This window comes from Parasedimentitalea nitratireducens (genome assembly GCF_057444295.1).
On the sequence record NZ_JBYAXC010000001.1, the window covers coordinates 1,116,463 to 1,132,562 of the forward strand.

Consider the following 16,100-nt stretch of genomic DNA (forward strand, 5'->3'; position numbering starts at 1 on the left):
ACATCGGATAATACCATGGGAGGATAATACCGATGAAAATGAAGTTGACGACAATGGCGCTGACCGCGCTGATGGCCGCTGGACCCGCACTGGCGGATCTTGTGATCCCATCACTCAGCTATCGTACCGGGCCCTATGCTGCCGGTGGAATTCCCTTTGCAGATGGCTATGAGGATTACTTCAAGCTGCTGAACGAACGCGATGGTGGCATCGGTGGTGTTCCGGTCAAGGTGATCGAATGCGAAACCGGCTATAACACCGAAAAAGGTGTGGAATGCTACGAATCCACCAAGGGCGAAGGTGCGTTGATCTATCAACCGCTGTCGACTGGCATTACTTATCAGATCATCCCAAAAGCAACTGTTGATGATATCCCTATCCACACCATGGGGTATGGTCGGACATCGGCTGCAAACGGTGACGTCTTTAGCCATGTCTTCAACTATCCTGCAAACTACTGGGATGGCGCCTCGGGCTTGGTGAACTACCTGCTGGAAATCAATGGCGGTGATATCAACGGCAAGAAACTTGCATTGGTGTACCACAACTCGTCGTTCGGTAAGGAACCAATCCGGACTCTTGAAGAACTATCGAAAAAGCACGGTTTTGAACTTACGGCTCTGCCGGTTGATCATCCCGGCCAGGAACAGAAGTCGCAGTGGCTGCAGATTCGCCGTGAAAAGCCCGACTATGTTGCGATCTGGGGTTGGGGCGTGATGAACCAGGTTGCGGTTCAGGAAGCTGCCAACATCCGCTTCCCAATGGAAAACTTCATTGGCGTCTGGTGGTCCGGTGCCGAGCATGATGTCTTGCCAGCCGGTGATGCGGCAAATGGCTATAAGGCCATCACATTCCACGCTGTGGGCAGTGATTTCCCGGTGTTTGACGACATTCGGGCGCATGTTGTTGACAAAGGCAACGCGTCGGGTGCGGGCGACAACGTTGGAACCGTTCTCTACAACCGCGGTCTCTATGCGGCAATGTTGGCGGCCGAAGCCATCAAGGACGCCCAAGCGGCCAATGGTACTGGCGATGTAACTGCGGGCATGGTGCGGGATGCAATGGAAAGCCTGAACATCACTGAAGATCGCATGACAGGCCTTGGCATGCCTAACTTTGGTCCCAGCTTCCAGGTGTCCTGTGAGAACCACGGTGGATCTGGTCTGGTTGGCGTAGCCCAGTGGGATGCGGCCAGCAAAACCTGGTCTTTGGTTTCTGATTTCAAGGAAACCGATGCCGAAGTCATCAACGCCTTGGTGGTGGAAGATTCTGATGCCTATGCCAAGGAAAACAACATTGCGTCGAACTGCAAGTAAGCGCTGTTGATGAAACACCGGAGCGGCGGTTAATCCGCCGCTCCACCCCAAGAAGCCCGGCCCTTTTCGGGACTGCGTGAGGACAACAACTGATGCTGGATGCAGCTAAAACCGACGACGTGCAGGCCGATACCCTGCTTGAGGTCAACAACATCGAAGTGATCTACAATCACGTGATCCTTGTGCTCAAGGGCGTCAGCCTGAGCGTGCCCAAAGGCGGCATTACCGCCCTGTTGGGTGGCAATGGCGCTGGCAAGACAACAACACTGAAAGCAATTTCAAACCTGCTGCGCTCTGAGCGTGGCGAGGTGACCAAGGGCTCGGTGAAATACCGTGGCGACGACGTCCACGAAGCCGATCCGGCTGATCTGGTGCGCCGTGGCGTGATCCAGGTGATGGAAGGCCGTCACTGTTTCGAACACCTCACGGTCGAGGAAAACCTGCTGACCGGAGCCTATACCCGCACCGATGGTGGCGCCAATATCGCGCAGGATCTTGAGATGGTGTACACCTATTTTCCCCGCCTGAAAGACCGCCGCAAATCGCAGGCGGGTTATACCTCGGGTGGCGAACAACAGATGGTTGCCATGGGCCGCGCCTTGATGAGCCGCCCTGAAACCGTACTGCTGGATGAGCCATCAATGGGGCTGGCGCCGCAGTTGGTAGAACAGATTTTCGAGATCGTGAAATCAATCAATGAACAGGAAGGCGTGACTTTCTTGTTGGCTGAGCAGAACACCAACATGGCGCTGAAATATGCCCATTACGGCTACATTCTGGAATCCGGCCGCATCGTGATGGACGGCCCCGCAGCCGAGCTGCGCGAGAACCCCGATGTGAAAGAGTTTTATCTGGGCATGTCCGAGGAAGGCCGCAAGAGCTTCCGCGATGTGCGATCCTACCGCCGCCGTAAACGGTGGTTGAGCTAATGATCACCAACCTCAGAGATCATCGAAAACGCCCCAACCGGTGGAAGACTGTGAACGCAGTTGTTGAAAGCACTTGGCATGACAACAATTGCGAAGATGCAGATCGAGCTGAGGACGACGGAGAAAACGATGTGCTTTGCGAAGAGCGCAGGAACATCGCTGTCGGCGAGGCCGTCACTTGGGGAATGTCGATGAAAGCAGAAGTGACCCTGTACCTTTATGACCAAGGACAGGGAATTTAATGGGCGGAAACGAGATGCAACTCTCTTATTATGACACATTGGAAACCCGCTCAGCCGATGAACGCGCTGCGGCCCAACTGGTTGGTTTGCGTGATCAAATCACCCGTGCTCGCGCGGCCAAAAACGCCTGTAATCTGGATGGGCCTGACATTCAGGACTTCTCGGATCTGGCGCAATATCCGGTGCTGCGCAAATCCGACCTGAGCGCCTGGCAGAAAGAGAACCCACCGTTCGGCGGCATTGCTGTCTCTAACGTGGCGCATGTCTTCCAATCTCCGGGGCCAATCTATGAACCCGGTGGCATCACCCATGACTGGTGGCGCATGGGCCGCTTCCTGCACGCCTGCGGCATTGGTCAGGGCGACGTGGTGCAAAACTGCTTTGGTTATCACCTAACACCGGCTGGCATGATCTTTGAAAGCGGCGCCCGTGCGGTTGGGGCAACCGTCCTGCCCGCAGGCACCGGCCAGACCGAGCTTCAGGTAACCGCCGCCCGCGATGTGGGCGCTACCGCCTATGCCGGTACACCTGACTATCTCAAGGTGATCTTGGACAAGGCCGAAACCATGGGGGTCGAGCTAAAGTTCTCCAAGGCAGCTGTGGGTGGTGGCGCGCTGTTCCCCAGCCTGCGCCAGGAATATGCAGACCGTGGGATCTCGTGCCTGCAGTCCTATGCCACCGCTGATCTGGGCAATATCGCCTACGAAAGCGCGGCGATGGAGGGAATGATTGTCGATGAAATGGCCATTGTCGAAATCGTCACCCCCGGCACCGGTACTCCGGTTGCTCCGGGTGAGGTGGGCGAGGTCGTGGTGACTACTTTGAACCCCGACTATCCGCTGATCCGTTTCGCCACCGGTGATCTCAGCGCCATAATGCCTGGTCAGTCCCCCTGTGGCCGCACCAACATGCGGATAAAGGGCTGGATGGGCCGGGCTGACCAAACCACCAAGATCAAGGGTATGTTTGTACGTCCTGAACAGGTGGCGGCACTGGTCGACAAACATGATGAAGTGACCAAGGCCCGTGTCATCGTCTCTCGCGACGGCGAAATGGACGCGATGAAGGTGCAAGTTGAAACCTCCGGTGGCGACGAAATCTCTTATGGCCGCTCGGTGATCGAAGTGCTGAAACTAAAGGCAAAGGTCGAAATGGTTCCACCCGGCGCCTTGCCCAAAGATGGATTAGTGATCGAAGACCAACGCAAATACGACTGATCCTCCCTGTCCTCCTGTCAGAGGCGGTGAAAACTCTGGATGCCCCTCGGCGTCTGGGGTTTTTGCTTATCTGGCCCTTTCGATCTGGAATTTCCTAGTGAAATAGTCGCATAAGGGGAGAGTCGAAAACGAAGCCGGATCCTGACAGCCGTGAGCGAGACCCAAGCCTATGCCCCCAAGGGCAGCCGTCGTGGCAACAAAAAGGGCAGCCGCCTGTTTTCAACTTTGGCATGGACTGTTGCGTTGGCCTGCTTGCTGCCGATGTTGGCGGTGCTAGCCGCCGCGTTGACTGGTGGCACCGACACCATCACGCACCTGATGCAGACGGTCCTGTTGCGCTATAGCGGCACAACTGTTGTGTTGGTTGCTTTGGTGGCGATTGGAACGTTTTCCATCGGGGTTGGCGCGGCCTGGCTGGTCACGATGACCCGGTTTCCTGGGGTGCGTTTCTTTGAAATGGCGCTGATCCTGCCACTGGCCTTTCCGGCCTACGTGCTGGCCTATGCCTATACCTTTATTCTGGATCATCCCGGTATCGTGCAAACCACACTGCGCGACGTTACTGGCTGGGGCCCACGAGATTACTGGTTCCCCGAGATCCGGTCAGTAGGCGGAGCAGCCCTCATGCTGGTTCTGGTGCTCTACCCCTATGTTTACTTGCTGGCGCGGGCGGCTTTCTTGCAGCAAAGTTCAGGCGCGTTTCTGGCCGCGCGGGCGCTTGGGAACAATTCATGGCAGGCCTTTTGGCGGGTCAGCCTGCCCATGGCACGCCCGGCCATCGCATCTGGCGTGTTGCTGGCGATCATGGAAACCATCGCCGATTTTGGCACTGTGTCTTATTTCGGGGTGCAGACCTTTGCCACAGGCATTTATACCAGCTGGTTTGCCATGGCCGACCGCGCGGGTGCGGCGCAACTGGCTCTGGTGCTTCTGGGATTTGCCCTAACATTGGCCGTGGTCGAACGCTCGACCCGAGGCAAGGCACGGTATCATCAGGCCGGAAAACGCGACATCAAGATGCCGCCCGCAGATCTGAAGGGCGGGCGGGTGCTGTTTGCCTGGACACTTTGCGCAATTCCCGTTGTGCTGGGGTTCCTGCTGCCTGTGGTTATACTCGTCAACATGGGGCTGGAGTCCGAGCAGAACCTGTTCAGCCGCCGTTATGTCGCTTTTATCCAGAACTCACTGACGCTGGCCAGTACGGCGGCCCTGCTAACAGTCTGTGCTGCGGTCTGCATAGGTTTTTACCTGCGGTTGCACCCAGGGCGGCTAGCTTCGGCTGCGGCCTATTCAGCGCGTTTGGGCTATGCCGTTCCGGGCGGCGTGATCGCCGTTGGCCTGATGGTGCCCTTTGCTGCCTTTGACAATGCGCTGGACGCCTGGATGCGTAGCACCTTTGACATTCGCACTGGGCTGCTGGTCACCGGGTCCATCTGGCTTTTGGTGATGGCTTATATGGTCCGTTTCTTGGCCGCTGCGTTGGGGGCCTATGAGGGTGGACAAAGCACAGTGCACGCCAACATGGATGCCGCCGCCCGATCACTGGGGCAGGGGCCATTTGGTATGTTGCGCCGGGTGCACCTGCCAATCCTGACGCCCAGTCTGTTGACAGCGCTGCTGATTGTGTTTGTCGATGTGATGAAAGAGCTACCGGCCACATTGATCATGCGACCGTTCAACTTTGATACCCTGGCGGTGCAGGCCTATCGCTTGGCCTCGGATGAACGGCTCGAAGGTGCGGCGGTGCCCTCACTGGTGATCATGGCCGTGGGATTGTTGCCGGTTATCCTAATTTGCCGTCAAGTGGGACGGCGCAGCTAGATCCGGGATTTTCGAAAATTCCGGATCACCTTGCGGACACAGGCCTAGCCACAGCAACTGGCACCCTGTTGGATGGGAGGGCAGGGCACTGTGCCGTAAGAGCAATAGACACAGCAATCCCCGGGCAGCGGCTTTAGCACCGCCTGACAATTTGCACAGTCATAAAACCACTGGCACGCATCCGTGGGCATCTGTTCAACCTGCTTGTGGCCGCAGTGCGGGCAGGTGAGGGTGGAGCTGAGTTCGATTTTCATGGGTAACCCTTACATCCAGGAAATCAGTAGGTTGTTTAGTGTGGCCTCATTCGCCCAAATCCCCCAAGCGAGCAAGATCATGGCGGTCAAAGTCAATAGAGCTGGCAACAAGCGACGCAGTTGCTGACGTCGCCATGCCAGTCCCCACGAGAGAGCTGTCATGGAGGCAGCAAAGGCAATGAACATGGGAGCCCAAATCGTAGCACGCGCAAAAAAGGCCATCGAGCTTCCACTGAAGCCTAGAAGCATAAGAGTCATCGGCAAGACGCAACAACTCGCCACCCCTAAAGCGGTAAGACTGGAGATTAAGGCGGATTTGATCACGGTATCTTGTTCCAGTTTGGCTACGAGCTTGAGCTATCTTGCAACCTGTAGTCACTACAGGAGCAAGAGGAGATACTCGTGGTTACTATTGGTGAAGCAGCACGCCTCAGTGGGGTAGGGATTGAGGCAATCCGATATTATGAACGTACAGGGGTGGTGGCTGGTCCAGGACGCAGCCAAGCTGGCCGTCGGCTGTACAGCGCAGACGAGATCAATGTTCTGCGGTTCATACGTCGCTGCCGTGATTTGGGCTTCTCCTTGTCTGACGCCAAGGCTCTGTTAGGCACCGCTGGAGCAACTGACCTTGTCTGTGACGATGCCCTAGTAGCGGGGCAGCGCCAATTGAGGATTATCCAGCAAAAAATATGTGACTTGCAACAAATGCAAGCGGCTCTAGAAACACTGATGGCCTCTTGCCAGGCCGGGCAACAAGAGTGCTCAATGCTGAACTCGTTGTTGGAGGCCCCCAAACGCGACTGGTAGTGCCAAACGCAAACAAGGCGCGGAATTATCCGCGCCTTGTAACTGCTCGATATCGCCGGGGATTACTTCCAGTTTACTTCGTTCAGGATCTGCTGAGCAGCCGGAACGTTCTTGGCAACTTTGGACAGATCTACGCTGTCCGCCTTGAACTCACCAAACGAGGCAACGCTTGGCGACAGTTCTACACCGGCAACTGTTGGGAACTCGTCGTTACCAGCCGAGAAGTACTGCTGAGCCTGATCGCTTGCCAGATACTCCAGGAACTTGATGGCGTTGTCTTTGTTCGGAGCATGTGCCGCAACACCGCCACCGGACAGGTTCATGTGCGCGCCTTCGGCGTCCTGTGCAGGGAACACAACAGTGATCTTTTCGATGTCAGCGCTCAGGCCTTTAACGTCTTTGCGCAGACCGCGCGCAAAGTAGTATGAGTTGGCAACCGAGATGTCGCACTCGCCCGAGATGATGCCGCGCAGCTGGTCTGTGTCGCCGCCCTGTGGGTCACGGGCAAAGTTGGCAACCATGCCAGCAGCCCAGTCTTTGGCCGCTTCGGCACCGTGGTTTTCGATGATCGAAGCCAGCAGGGTCTGGGTGTAGACGTTGCTTGATGAGCGGTGGCAAACCTGACCTTTGTACTCTGGCTTGGCCAGATCCATGTAAGAGGCAGGTGGGTTTGCAACGTCAGCTGCGTCAACAAAGATGATGCGTGCACGCTGCGAGAAACCAAACCATTGGTTTTCAGCATCCTGCAGGTTGGCAGGAATACGCTCTTCCAAAGAAGCGCTTTCGATCGACTGCAGTACGCCTTCGTTCTTGGCACGCTCCAGACGGGATGTATCAACGGTCAGCAATACGTCAGCAGGCGAGTTTGCACCTTCGGCCTTCATGCGGGCGATCAGCTCATCGGCTTTGCCTTCGATGCGGTTGATGGTGATGCCGGTGGCTTCTTCGAAGTCAGAGTACAGGCGCTCATCAGTGTCATAGTGACGCGAGGAGTACAGGTTCAGCTCACCTTCTGCAGCGGCAGAAGTTGCAACAACAGCGGTCAGGGCGGAGGCGAGGATCGTAGAAGATTTCAGCATAACGTGTCCCAAATAAATATCATGGTCTCGGGTATAAGTTCCCGACTGATTTGGTCAATTATATGATTTTGTACGGGATGCAAATAGAAACTGACAAAATCGCTCAGAAAATAAATGATACCTTTGAAACACAAAAAAACCGCATCCGAGGATGCGGTTTTCGAAACTGTCTAGCGACGCTAGAACTTAGCCTTGGCGTGCTTTGAAGCGAGGCTGAGTTTTGTTGATCACGTAGACGCGACCCTTACGACGCACAATGCGGCAATCCCGGTGCCGGTTCTTGAGCGAGCGGAGCGAGTTCTTGACTTTCATAGCCATTCTCCTGTTCTGCGGCGCGAACCAGCGCCTGGGTTACGGGTGTCTTGATCTTGTGATCAAAACAATGAATTCATGGTGGGCACTACTAGGTTCGAACTAGTGACCCCTTCGATGTCAACGAAGTGCTCTACCACTGAGCTAAGCGCCCATGAACACCTGCGTTTATATCCTGCCCCAAATTAATGGGGCGCGGAGGTCCGCGCCGGTGAAGGGGTCTATAAAAGGAGTCGTGCAGGGGCGCAAGAGCTTTTGACCACAGAAATTTCCGCTCTATGCTGTTTCTTGAACCAGATGCACCGGAGATAGGATGTCCAAAACCGCTTTTCACGTGTTTTCGCCCAAAAATTTGCGGGCGGGTGTGGTTTTTGCGTCTCCTCATAGCGGAGCCGACTATCCGCAGTCCTTTGTTTCCAAGTCGATTCTAACTTCGTTGCAGCTGCGCAGCTCCGAAGATGCATTTGTTGATCAGCTGTTTGCAACGGCCCCTGACTTTGGCGCACCATTGCTGACTGCGACAATGCCAAGGGCTTACCTAGATCTGAATCGCGCGGCAGATGAGCTGGATCCGGCGGTTATTGAAGATATACAGCGCAAAGGTCAGAATCCCCGGATCGCTTCGGGCCTGGGAGTGATTCCCCGGGTTGTTGCACATGGGCAAGCTATATACCTGGGCAAACTGCCCTTGATCGAAGCGCACAGGCGGATCGAGAGCTACTGGGTTCCATATCATTCGGCACTACAGGGGTTGCTGCGACAGGCCCATAACCAGTTTGGCCAGGCCGTTTTGGTTGATTGCCATTCCATGCCACACGAAGCGGTTGAGACCATGGGGCGCCGCGGAGAGGGGATGCCAGACATTGTACTTGGCGATCGGTTCGGTGCAGCAGCCAGCAGCAGCGTCATGGATCACATTGAAGCAGCGTTTACGGATGCTGGGCTAAAGGTTTCGCGCAATACACCTTTTGCGGGGGCTTACATCACCCAAGCCTATGGGCGCCCCTCACGTGGACAACACGCGATTCAGGTCGAGATCGACCGGGCGCTGTATATGGATGAAGCGACGGTCACGCCCAATGAAAACTTCGACACCCTGAAGCAGGTGCTTGGCAAGGTGATGTCCAATATTTGCCAGATCAGTTTCGAACAGCTTCCCTTGGCAGCTGAATAAAGGGGGCGCTGCCCCCTTCACAGGTAGAATCTGCTCATCCCCCGGGATATTTTCGGCCAGATGGAGCCTAGATCCATTTTTCATCTGGCTTGCAAATATCCTAGGGTTTGGGGCAAAGCCCCAATCGTCTGAATTGCTTCAACGAAGCGCGCGGCCTTTTCGAATCGCATCCGTACCAAACCGATCACGGATCGCATCGGTGGCGCGTTCTGCTTTGGCGCGCTGGGTTGCCTGTGGGTCTAAAAGGTCTCCGGTAATATCGGCCTGTGTTTCGGGCACTAAATCCGAAATACCGCATCCCAACAAGCGGTAGGGGCCTTGGTTACCAACCTGATCCAGCAACGCGCGCGCTGAGCGATAGACCACGTCGGCCATCTGTGTTGCATCACGAAGCGAAACCCGACGGGTCAGTGCCGAATGATCTGCACGTTTCAGCTTTAGCGTGACCACGCGACCGGCGAGTTCCTTGGCCTTGGCGCGATCGGATACTTTTTCTGCCAGCCTCCACAGATGGCCGTCCAAAACCTCAAGGTTGGCTGTGTCTTCAAAAAACGTTGTCTCGTTCGAGATCGACTTCATCGGCGCGTTCTTGGAAACCCGCCGCCGGTCTTCGCCGCGCGCCAAGTGCCAAAGTCGATCGCCCATGGATCCAAAGCGGTGGTGCAGATCCCGCCGGTCCCAGCGCAGCAGATCGGCGAAGGTCCGGATTCCCGCCTTGTCGAGGCTCTCCTGCGCAGCGGGGCCAATGCCCCAGATCAGGCGCACCGGTTTATCGTGCAGAAACTCACTGGTTTCTGCCTTGCCAATCACCGAATAGCCCCGTGGTTTGTCCAGATCTGAGGCAACCTTGGCCAGGAACTTGTTATGTGACAGGCCGATTGAGCCGGTTATCCCAATTTCATCCTTCATGCGCTTTACAAGCCGGGCCAGCATCACCGCAGGTGGTGCACCGTGCAGACGTTGAGTGCCGCTTAGATCCATAAACGCCTCGTCCAGTGACAGTGGCTCAATATCGGGCGTCAACTCATCCATCAGTGCGCGAACCTGTCGAGACGCTTCGACATAGGCCTGCATGCGGGGTTTGATCACCACTGCATCCGGGCAAAGTTTCATCACCTGAAACATGGGCATCGCTGATCGCACGCCGCGAATCCGCGCCACATAGCAGGCGGTTGACACCACGCCACGCTTGCCACCACCGATCACCACAGGTTTATCTGCCAATTCAGGATTGTCGCGTTTTTCGACGCTGGCGTAAAAGGCGTCGCAGTCCATATGTGCAATGGTCAGTGAAAACAGCTCGTCATGGGCCTTTACCCGCGGGCTGCCACAATAGGGGCAGCGCCGGGCTGGCGCAATTTCACAAAGGCAGTCACGACAGAGAGCTTGCATCGACGAACAGGGCTGCGTTTAGTGGCGGAAAAACTGCTACCATCTTAGCGATGGATCAGAAAATTGTCTCTACGTGATTACCAAGAGAAAAGGAACGGCCATGTCATTCGAAGGTGCCAAGCTGGCCGTTTTTCTGGGCCCTAAATTGTTGGTTATTCTGCGAGATGACAAACCGGATATCCCATTCCCGGCCCATTGGGACCTTCCGGGCGGAGGGCGTGAGGGGGACGAAACTCCGCAACAATGCGCGCTGCGTGAAACCCATGAAGAAGTTGGTCTGGAATTAGAAGAGATCGATATCGTCTGGTCGCGCCGCTATAACAACGGATCTCAGAACAATTGGTTTTTTGTCGCGCTTTTGCCGCCTGATGAGGTTGATAGCATCCGGTTTGGTGAAGAAGGGCAGGGTTGGAAATTGATGGATCCCGAGGAATATTGCAACCACCCCAAGGCGGTGCCGAACTTCACAATGCGGCTCAGGGATTATCTGAGCGAACAAAGTGTCGATATCTGGGACTAGGCGCAGAAGGGGGCCTATTGTGCGTGCAGAGGTGAGAAAGAAAATCCCCCGCTGCTGAGGCGGGGGCAGGTGACGAACCTCAGGAAGAGAACCCGTCAAGGGGAGTGTCTTAATGTGAGACTCCGCTATTTCGGCGCAAACGCAAAGTAAGGAATACCAGACGGGGTATTGGCGCATAGAAAATGTGCCTTTGGCGGCACAGAGACAATTTGGCGCGCTTTACGCACTTTTTTGAAAGTAATTGTTTTGAATGAACAGGTTGACGCAGGGGCATCCTGCGCAAATCTGTCAAAACCCACGACACTACCTAAAATCGCTCGTGCTTTTTAATTTGCCTATTAATTGAGCAATTGCACCATTTTGGCGACTGGGTGACCTAAGGTTAGCCTTTTACTTGTGGTTTGGCGCGCTGGCTTGTGGGCTTTTCATCTCGTCCAGAATGGCCTGCGCTGCGGCCAGCGGGTCTTGGGCCTGCCAGATCGGACGGCCAACGACGATATGGTCCACACCGTCGACGATGGCATTTGCCGGGGTGGCAACGCGCTTTTGATCCCCAAGGTCCGCGCCAGCAGGACGAACACCTGGGGTAACGATCAGGCGGCCTTCGGCTTCGGGCAGCGCGCGGATCAGGGCGGCCTCTTGTGGTGAGGCGATGACGCCATCCGCGCCAGCTGCAAAAGCATTGCCCGCACGCTCTTGCACCAGATCGCGGATTTCACCATCTTTGATCAGCGCACCATCCAGATCCTTGCGATCCAGCGACGTCAGAATGGTGACTGCCAGGATCTTCAGGTCCTTACCTGAGGCCCCCTCCTTAGCGGCCTTCACCACATAGGGGTCGCCATGAACGGTCAGAAAATCCAGATCAAACTGCGCCAGTCCCTGCACAGCTTTTTCAACCGTTGCGCCGATGTCGAACAGCTTCATGTCCAAGAATATGCGTTTGCCCATTTCCTGTTTCAATTCGTTGGCCAGCGCCAAGCCACCACCCGTCAACATGCCCAGGCCGATCTTGTAAAACGACACCGCCTCGCCCAGCGTCTCGGCCAGTTGCAGGCCTTGAATGGCATTCGGGACATCCATTGCAACAATCAAGCGGTCGTCGGACATGGGATCAGCTCCTGTATTTTGGGGTCGCGCCTGTTTATGTTCAGTGGGCTGTGGGCACAAGGGGTCAACCCTTGCCGTAGATCCACCGCATATCCGGGGTTTCGGTGCAATACATGTGCACCCAGATATAACAATGCTGAAACAGGGCCACGATCAGCGCGTTCCAGGATCCAAAAACCAGCGCAATCCCCCAAAGACCAAGGAAAGCAACGCCATACATGCCGTTGGAGGTATATTTGAACACACCTTTGTTCACCAAAGGCAGTGCTGCGATCTTATCCCGGAAGTGATCCCCACCGAGCGCACGGGGCAGGGTAAAATAGATAAGAACTGAATGAATGGCCCAAGCCGCCAGCCCAAGGAATGCAACCCCAAGCAAAAATTTAGCGGGGCGTGATCCGCTCAACGTTCCGGTATTTCCCCAGCCCACCATCACCAGCGTCAGCGGGCGGGCGAATAACAAGGGCATGAACACGATCCGCCAGACCGCCATGTCACGCGTCCCCAACCAGCGGCTCAGTACATTCCGGTGCAGTTGCAGGCGGAAAACCACGGCCACGATGAATTGGTGAACAAGTGCAAGTGAGATTGACAGCCTGGCCCAAGCGACTGAGGTCAATCCCAATAGCCGATGCGCATCTGGCGCATCTTGCAGCAAGGATAAAGCACCTGCGGCAAGCAGAATGGCCAATCCGGCATGCTGCAATTGCCCTTCAAACAGGTCCGTCCAGCGGCTGCGGTTGCGGATGCTTTCAAGCTTGGTCATCTCGCCAGTATCTGAACCCTGGGCGATAAGTCGACTGTTTTCTGGGTTCAGGCCAGCAGGTGATCTGCAAGCTTCAGCTCTTGCTTGCCCGACCGAAACTCTGGCATCCGGCGCAACTGGCGAACGGCTTCACCCGCAAGTTCTTTCTGATGCGTGTCAGTGTCCCCTCCTTGCGGAAGGTCTACTTGGCAATACAAGCTAACGGTGCGGTCTGTCAGCGACATAGCAACATTGGCACAATGGCGGGCCTGTCCTGCGTCATAATGGTATTGGGTGATCTGTATGTCGCTCACTAGCATTGTGGTCTCCATTGATGGTGCGTTCACTTTGACTAAAATGCTGGCAATACTATGACTTTCTTGCGGAACCACTAAGATTGATCTCCGTCAGTGATTTTCTCATCTTTTCCGGCCAGTATGTACTTGAAGAGGCATTATGACCTCCCACATTGGTAGCTGAGGCCCAAACAGAGACGTGCCGCCGAGCGGGCGTTTCATATTTCCGGGCGCTTGTAAAAGGAGAGACAGATGGACTTGAACAAGTTCACCGAGCGGGCACGGGGTTTCGTGCAAGCCGCTCAGACCATTGCCCTGCGTGAAGAGCACCAGCGGCTGGTTCCCGAACATATTCTCAAAGCATTGATGGATGACGACCAGGGCCTGGCTAGCAACTTGATCAATCGTGCAGGTGGTGAGCCCTCGCAGGTTGTTGAGGCGCTGGATACCGCTTTATCGAAGCAGTCCAAAGTGAGCGGTGGTGCAGGCCAGATCTATATGGATGGCCAAACCGCCAAGGTGCTGGCCGAGGCTGAAAAACTGGCCACCAAAGCAGGCGACAGTTTTGTCCCGGTAGAGCGTGTGCTGATGGCGCTGTGTATGGTCAAATCCAAGGCCAAAGATGCCCTGGACGCAGGTGGTGTATCTGCCCAGCGACTGAACGAAGCAATCAACAACATCCGCAAGGGTCGCACCGCCGACAGCGCCAGCGCCGAAGAAGGCTATGACGCGCTGAAAAAATACGCCCACGACCTGACCGAGGCCGCGCGTGAGGGCAAAATCGACCCGATCATTGGTCGCGACGAGGAAATCCGCCGCGCCATGCAGGTTCTGTCGCGCCGCACCAAGAACAACCCGGTCCTGATCGGTGAGCCCGGTGTGGGTAAAACTGCCATCGCCGAGGGCATGGCTCTGCGTATCGTCAACGGTGATGTGCCGGAATCTCTACGTGACAAACAGCTGTTGTCGCTCGACATGGGGGCGCTAATTGCCGGCGCCAAATACCGTGGCGAGTTTGAGGAACGTCTCAAGGCGGTTCTGACCGAGGTGACCGAGGCCGCAGGTGAAATCATCCTGTTCATTGACGAGATGCACACGCTAGTTGGTGCCGGTAAATCCGACGGCGCCATGGATGCGGCCAACCTGATTAAACCGGCTCTAGCACGGGGTGAGCTGCACTGTATCGGTGCCACCACGCTGGACGAATACCGCAAATACGTCGAAAAAGACGCTGCCCTTGCACGCCGCTTCCAGCCCGTTGTCGTGTCTGAACCAACAGTCGAAGACACCATTTCGATCCTGCGCGGCATCAAGGAAAAGTACGAGCTGCACCACGGTGTACGCATCGCTGACGCCGCTCTGGTCTCTGCAGCGACCTTGTCACAGCGCTATATCACCGACCGTTTTCTGCCGGACAAGGCTATTGACCTGATGGACGAGGCCGCCAGTCGCCTGCGCATGCAGGTCGACAGCAAACCCGAAGAGCTGGATGCGCTTGACCGTCAGATCCTGCAAATGCAGATCGAGGAAGAGGCGCTGAAACTCGAAGACGACGCAGCATCAGTCGACCGTTTGGAGGCCCTGCAAAAGGAACTGTCCGAACTGCAGGAACAATCGGCTGAGATGACCGCCCAGTGGCAGTCTGAACGCGATAAATTGGCCGGCGCGCGCGACATCAAGGAACTTCTGGATAAGGCCCGTGCCGAACTGGAAATTTCCAAACGTGAAGGCAACCTCGCCAAGGCGGGGGAGTTGTCCTATGGCGTTATCCCCGAGCTGGAAAAACAGCTGGGTGACGCTGAAAACCGCGAGGAAAGCGGGTTGATGGTTGAGGAGGCTGTGCGCCCTGAGCAGATCGCTGGTGTGGTCGAACGCTGGACCGGAATCCCCACCTCGAAAATGCTCGAAGGGGATCGCGAAAAGCTGCTGCGGATGGAGGATGAGCTGCATGGCCGGGTGATCGGTCAAAACGCCGCCGTCACTGCCGTGGCCAATGCGGTGCGCCGGGCCCGTGCGGGTCTGAATGATGAGAACCGCCCGCTTGGCTCATTCCTGTTCCTTGGCCCAACCGGCGTGGGAAAAACCGAGCTAACCAAGGCCGTCGCCGACTTCCTGTTTGACGACGAACACGCCATGGTGCGCATCGACATGTCGGAATATATGGAGAAACACTCGGTCGCTCGTCTGATCGGCGCGCCTCCGGGCTATGTTGGCTATGACGAAGGCGGTGCCCTGACCGAGGCCGTACGCCGTCGCCCCTATCAGGTGGTGCTGTTCGACGAGGTGGAAAAGGCGCACCCCGATGTGTTCAACGTGCTGTTGCAGGTGCTGGATGATGGCATGCTGACCGATGGTCAGGGTCGCACGGTGGATTTCAAGCAAACCCTGATCATCCTGACCTCGAACCTTGGCGCACAGGCGCTCAGCCAGTTGCCGGATGGGGCCGATGCCTCGGATGCACGGCGGGATGTGATGGATGCGGTGCGGGCCCACTTCCGCCCCGAATTCCTGAACCGTCTGGATGAAACCATCATCTTTGACCGCCTCGCGCGCAAGGATATGGACGGCATCGTCGACATCCAGTTGGCCCGCCTGATCAAACGCCTGGCCGATCGCAAGATCACGCTCGAGCTGGACGACAGCGCCCGCACCTGGCTGGCGGATGAGGGCTATGACCCGGTGTTCGGCGCCCGCCCGCTGAAACGCGTCATCCAACGCGCCCTGCAAAACGCGCTGGCCGAAATGCTGCTGGGCGGCGACATCAAAGACGGCGACACCATCCCGGTCTCGGCCGGATCGGACGGCCTGCTGATCGGAGACCGCGTCGGCACCACCAACCGCCCCAAACCAGACGACGCCGTGGTGCATTAAAGATAACAAGGCCCG

The 16,100-nt window shown here is 56.3% G+C and carries 16 protein-coding genes and 1 tRNA gene; 9 read left to right on the top strand and 8 right to left on the bottom strand.

Features of this window, described 5'->3' with window-relative positions; translation table 11 throughout:
- The first annotated feature begins 32 nt into the window (after positions 1-32).
- From AC2T28_RS05635 to AC2T28_RS05655, 5 genes are all read left to right on the top strand, one after another.
- A complete protein-coding gene (locus tag AC2T28_RS05635; RefSeq protein WP_486747961.1) occupies positions 33-1,316 on the top strand; it encodes an ABC transporter substrate-binding protein in 1,284 nt (427 codons plus the stop codon).
- Between the two features lie 92 nt (positions 1,317-1,408).
- Positions 1,409-2,245 carry an ABC transporter ATP-binding protein gene (locus tag AC2T28_RS05640; protein WP_486747962.1) on the top strand — a complete coding sequence of 279 codons (837 nt, stop codon included), beginning with the start codon at positions 1,409-1,411 and terminating at the stop codon, positions 2,243-2,245.
- On the top strand, positions 2,245-2,487 hold the full coding sequence (locus AC2T28_RS05645; protein ID WP_486747963.1) for a hypothetical protein: 243 nt from the start codon (positions 2,245-2,247) through the stop codon (positions 2,485-2,487). Before AC2T28_RS05640 ends, AC2T28_RS05645 begins: the two co-directional genes overlap by 1 nt.
- Positions 2,488-2,501: 14 nt before the next feature.
- Positions 2,502-3,704: a phenylacetate--CoA ligase family protein gene (locus AC2T28_RS05650; RefSeq protein ID WP_486747964.1), complete on the top strand. Its 1,203-nt coding sequence runs from the start codon at positions 2,502-2,504 to the stop codon at positions 3,702-3,704.
- A 141-nt stretch (positions 3,705-3,845) separates the two neighbouring features.
- Complete coding sequence (locus AC2T28_RS05655; protein ID WP_486748027.1) at positions 3,846-5,525, top strand: ABC transporter permease; 1,680 nt, start codon at positions 3,846-3,848, stop codon at positions 5,523-5,525.
- A 44-nt stretch (positions 5,526-5,569) separates the two neighbouring features.
- On the opposite strand, the gene AC2T28_RS05660 is transcribed toward AC2T28_RS05655, so the two are convergent.
- Entirely contained in the window at positions 5,570-5,779 is a 210-nt protein-coding gene (locus AC2T28_RS05660; RefSeq protein WP_486747965.1) for a GDCCVxC domain-containing (seleno)protein, read from the bottom strand.
- Positions 5,780-6,181: 402 nt separating this feature from the next.
- Here AC2T28_RS05660 and AC2T28_RS05665 point away from each other — a divergent pair, with 402 nt between their 5' ends.
- A complete protein-coding gene (locus AC2T28_RS05665; RefSeq protein WP_486747966.1) occupies positions 6,182-6,586 on the top strand; it encodes a MerR family transcriptional regulator in 405 nt (134 codons plus the stop codon).
- Between the two features lie 62 nt (positions 6,587-6,648).
- Here AC2T28_RS05665 and AC2T28_RS05670 read toward each other — a convergent pair whose 3' ends face one another.
- From AC2T28_RS05670 to AC2T28_RS05680, 3 genes are all read right to left on the bottom strand, one after another.
- A complete protein-coding gene (locus AC2T28_RS05670) occupies positions 6,649-7,665 on the bottom strand; it encodes an extracellular solute-binding protein (protein ID WP_486747967.1) in 1,017 nt (338 codons plus the stop codon).
- 186 nt (positions 7,666-7,851) lie between these two features.
- Entirely contained in the window at positions 7,852-7,977 is a 126-nt protein-coding gene (ykgO, locus tag AC2T28_RS05675) for a type B 50S ribosomal protein L36 (protein WP_008205324.1), read from the bottom strand.
- Positions 7,978-8,056: 79 nt separating this feature from the next.
- Positions 8,057-8,131, bottom strand: a tRNA-Val gene (locus AC2T28_RS05680).
- Positions 8,132-8,290: 159 nt separating this feature from the next.
- Here AC2T28_RS05680 and AC2T28_RS05685 point away from each other — a divergent pair.
- A complete protein-coding gene (locus tag AC2T28_RS05685) occupies positions 8,291-9,151 on the top strand; it encodes an N-formylglutamate amidohydrolase (protein WP_486747968.1) in 861 nt (286 codons plus the stop codon).
- Between the two features lie 138 nt (positions 9,152-9,289).
- Here the strand turns inward: AC2T28_RS05685 and AC2T28_RS05690 are convergent, their stop codons facing one another.
- On the bottom strand, positions 9,290-10,543 hold the full coding sequence (locus AC2T28_RS05690; protein ID WP_486747969.1) for a DNA polymerase IV: 1,254 nt from the start codon (positions 10,541-10,543) through the stop codon (positions 9,290-9,292).
- A 100-nt stretch (positions 10,544-10,643) separates the two neighbouring features.
- Here AC2T28_RS05690 and AC2T28_RS05695 point away from each other — a divergent pair, with 100 nt between their 5' ends.
- Entirely contained in the window at positions 10,644-11,063 is a 420-nt protein-coding gene (locus AC2T28_RS05695) for an NUDIX hydrolase (protein WP_486747970.1), read from the top strand.
- 390 nt (positions 11,064-11,453) lie between these two features.
- Here AC2T28_RS05695 and pyrF read toward each other — a convergent pair whose 3' ends face one another.
- The 3 genes from pyrF to AC2T28_RS05710 all read right to left on the bottom strand — a co-directional run bounded on the left by pyrF (position 11,454) and on the right by AC2T28_RS05710 (position 13,238).
- Positions 11,454-12,173 carry an orotidine-5'-phosphate decarboxylase gene (pyrF, locus tag AC2T28_RS05700; protein WP_486747971.1) on the bottom strand — a complete coding sequence of 240 codons (720 nt, stop codon included), beginning with the start codon at positions 12,171-12,173 and terminating at the stop codon, positions 11,454-11,456.
- 64 nt (positions 12,174-12,237) lie between these two features.
- Positions 12,238-12,939: a methyltransferase gene (locus tag AC2T28_RS05705; protein ID WP_486747972.1), complete on the bottom strand. Its 702-nt coding sequence runs from the start codon at positions 12,937-12,939 to the stop codon at positions 12,238-12,240.
- A 47-nt stretch (positions 12,940-12,986) separates the two neighbouring features.
- Positions 12,987-13,238: a hypothetical protein gene (locus AC2T28_RS05710; RefSeq protein WP_486747973.1), complete on the bottom strand. Its 252-nt coding sequence runs from the start codon at positions 13,236-13,238 to the stop codon at positions 12,987-12,989.
- A 228-nt stretch (positions 13,239-13,466) separates the two neighbouring features.
- Between AC2T28_RS05710 and clpB the strand changes: the two genes are divergently transcribed.
- Positions 13,467-16,085: an ATP-dependent chaperone ClpB gene (gene clpB / locus AC2T28_RS05715; protein WP_486747974.1), complete on the top strand. Its 2,619-nt coding sequence runs from the start codon at positions 13,467-13,469 to the stop codon at positions 16,083-16,085.
- The last annotated feature ends 15 nt before the right edge of the window (positions 16,086-16,100 follow it).

Bases quoted from the DNA above. Each gene is read 5' to 3' on its own strand.
- AC2T28_RS05660 (WP_486747965.1), bottom strand. From the start codon at position 5,779: ATGAAAATCGAACTCAGCTCCACCCTCACCTGCCCGCACTGCGGCCAC.
- AC2T28_RS05640 (WP_486747962.1), top strand. From the start codon at position 1,409: ATGCTGGATGCAGCTAAAACCGACGACGTGCAGGCCGATACCCTGCTT.
- pyrF (WP_486747971.1), bottom strand. From the start codon at position 12,173: ATGTCCGACGACCGCTTGATTGTTGCAATGGATGTCCCGAATGCCATT.
- clpB (WP_486747974.1), top strand. From the start codon at position 13,467: ATGGACTTGAACAAGTTCACCGAGCGGGCACGGGGTTTCGTGCAAGCC.
- AC2T28_RS05695 (WP_486747970.1), top strand. From the start codon at position 10,644: ATGTCATTCGAAGGTGCCAAGCTGGCCGTTTTTCTGGGCCCTAAATTG.
- AC2T28_RS05650 (WP_486747964.1), top strand. From the start codon at position 2,502: ATGCAACTCTCTTATTATGACACATTGGAAACCCGCTCAGCCGATGAA.
- AC2T28_RS05670 (WP_486747967.1), bottom strand. From the start codon at position 7,665: ATGCTGAAATCTTCTACGATCCTCGCCTCCGCCCTGACCGCTGTTGTT.
- AC2T28_RS05690 (WP_486747969.1), bottom strand. From the start codon at position 10,543: ATGCAAGCTCTCTGTCGTGACTGCCTTTGTGAAATTGCGCCAGCCCGG.
- AC2T28_RS05685 (WP_486747968.1), top strand. From the start codon at position 8,291: ATGTCCAAAACCGCTTTTCACGTGTTTTCGCCCAAAAATTTGCGGGCG.
- AC2T28_RS05710 (WP_486747973.1), bottom strand. From the start codon at position 13,238: ATGCTAGTGAGCGACATACAGATCACCCAATACCATTATGACGCAGGA.
- AC2T28_RS05705 (WP_486747972.1), bottom strand. From the start codon at position 12,939: ATGACCAAGCTTGAAAGCATCCGCAACCGCAGCCGCTGGACGGACCTG.
- ykgO (WP_008205324.1), bottom strand. From the start codon at position 7,977: ATGAAAGTCAAGAACTCGCTCCGCTCGCTCAAGAACCGGCACCGGGAT.
- AC2T28_RS05645 (WP_486747963.1), top strand. From the start codon at position 2,245: ATGATCACCAACCTCAGAGATCATCGAAAACGCCCCAACCGGTGGAAG.
- AC2T28_RS05635 (WP_486747961.1), top strand. From the start codon at position 33: ATGAAAATGAAGTTGACGACAATGGCGCTGACCGCGCTGATGGCCGCT.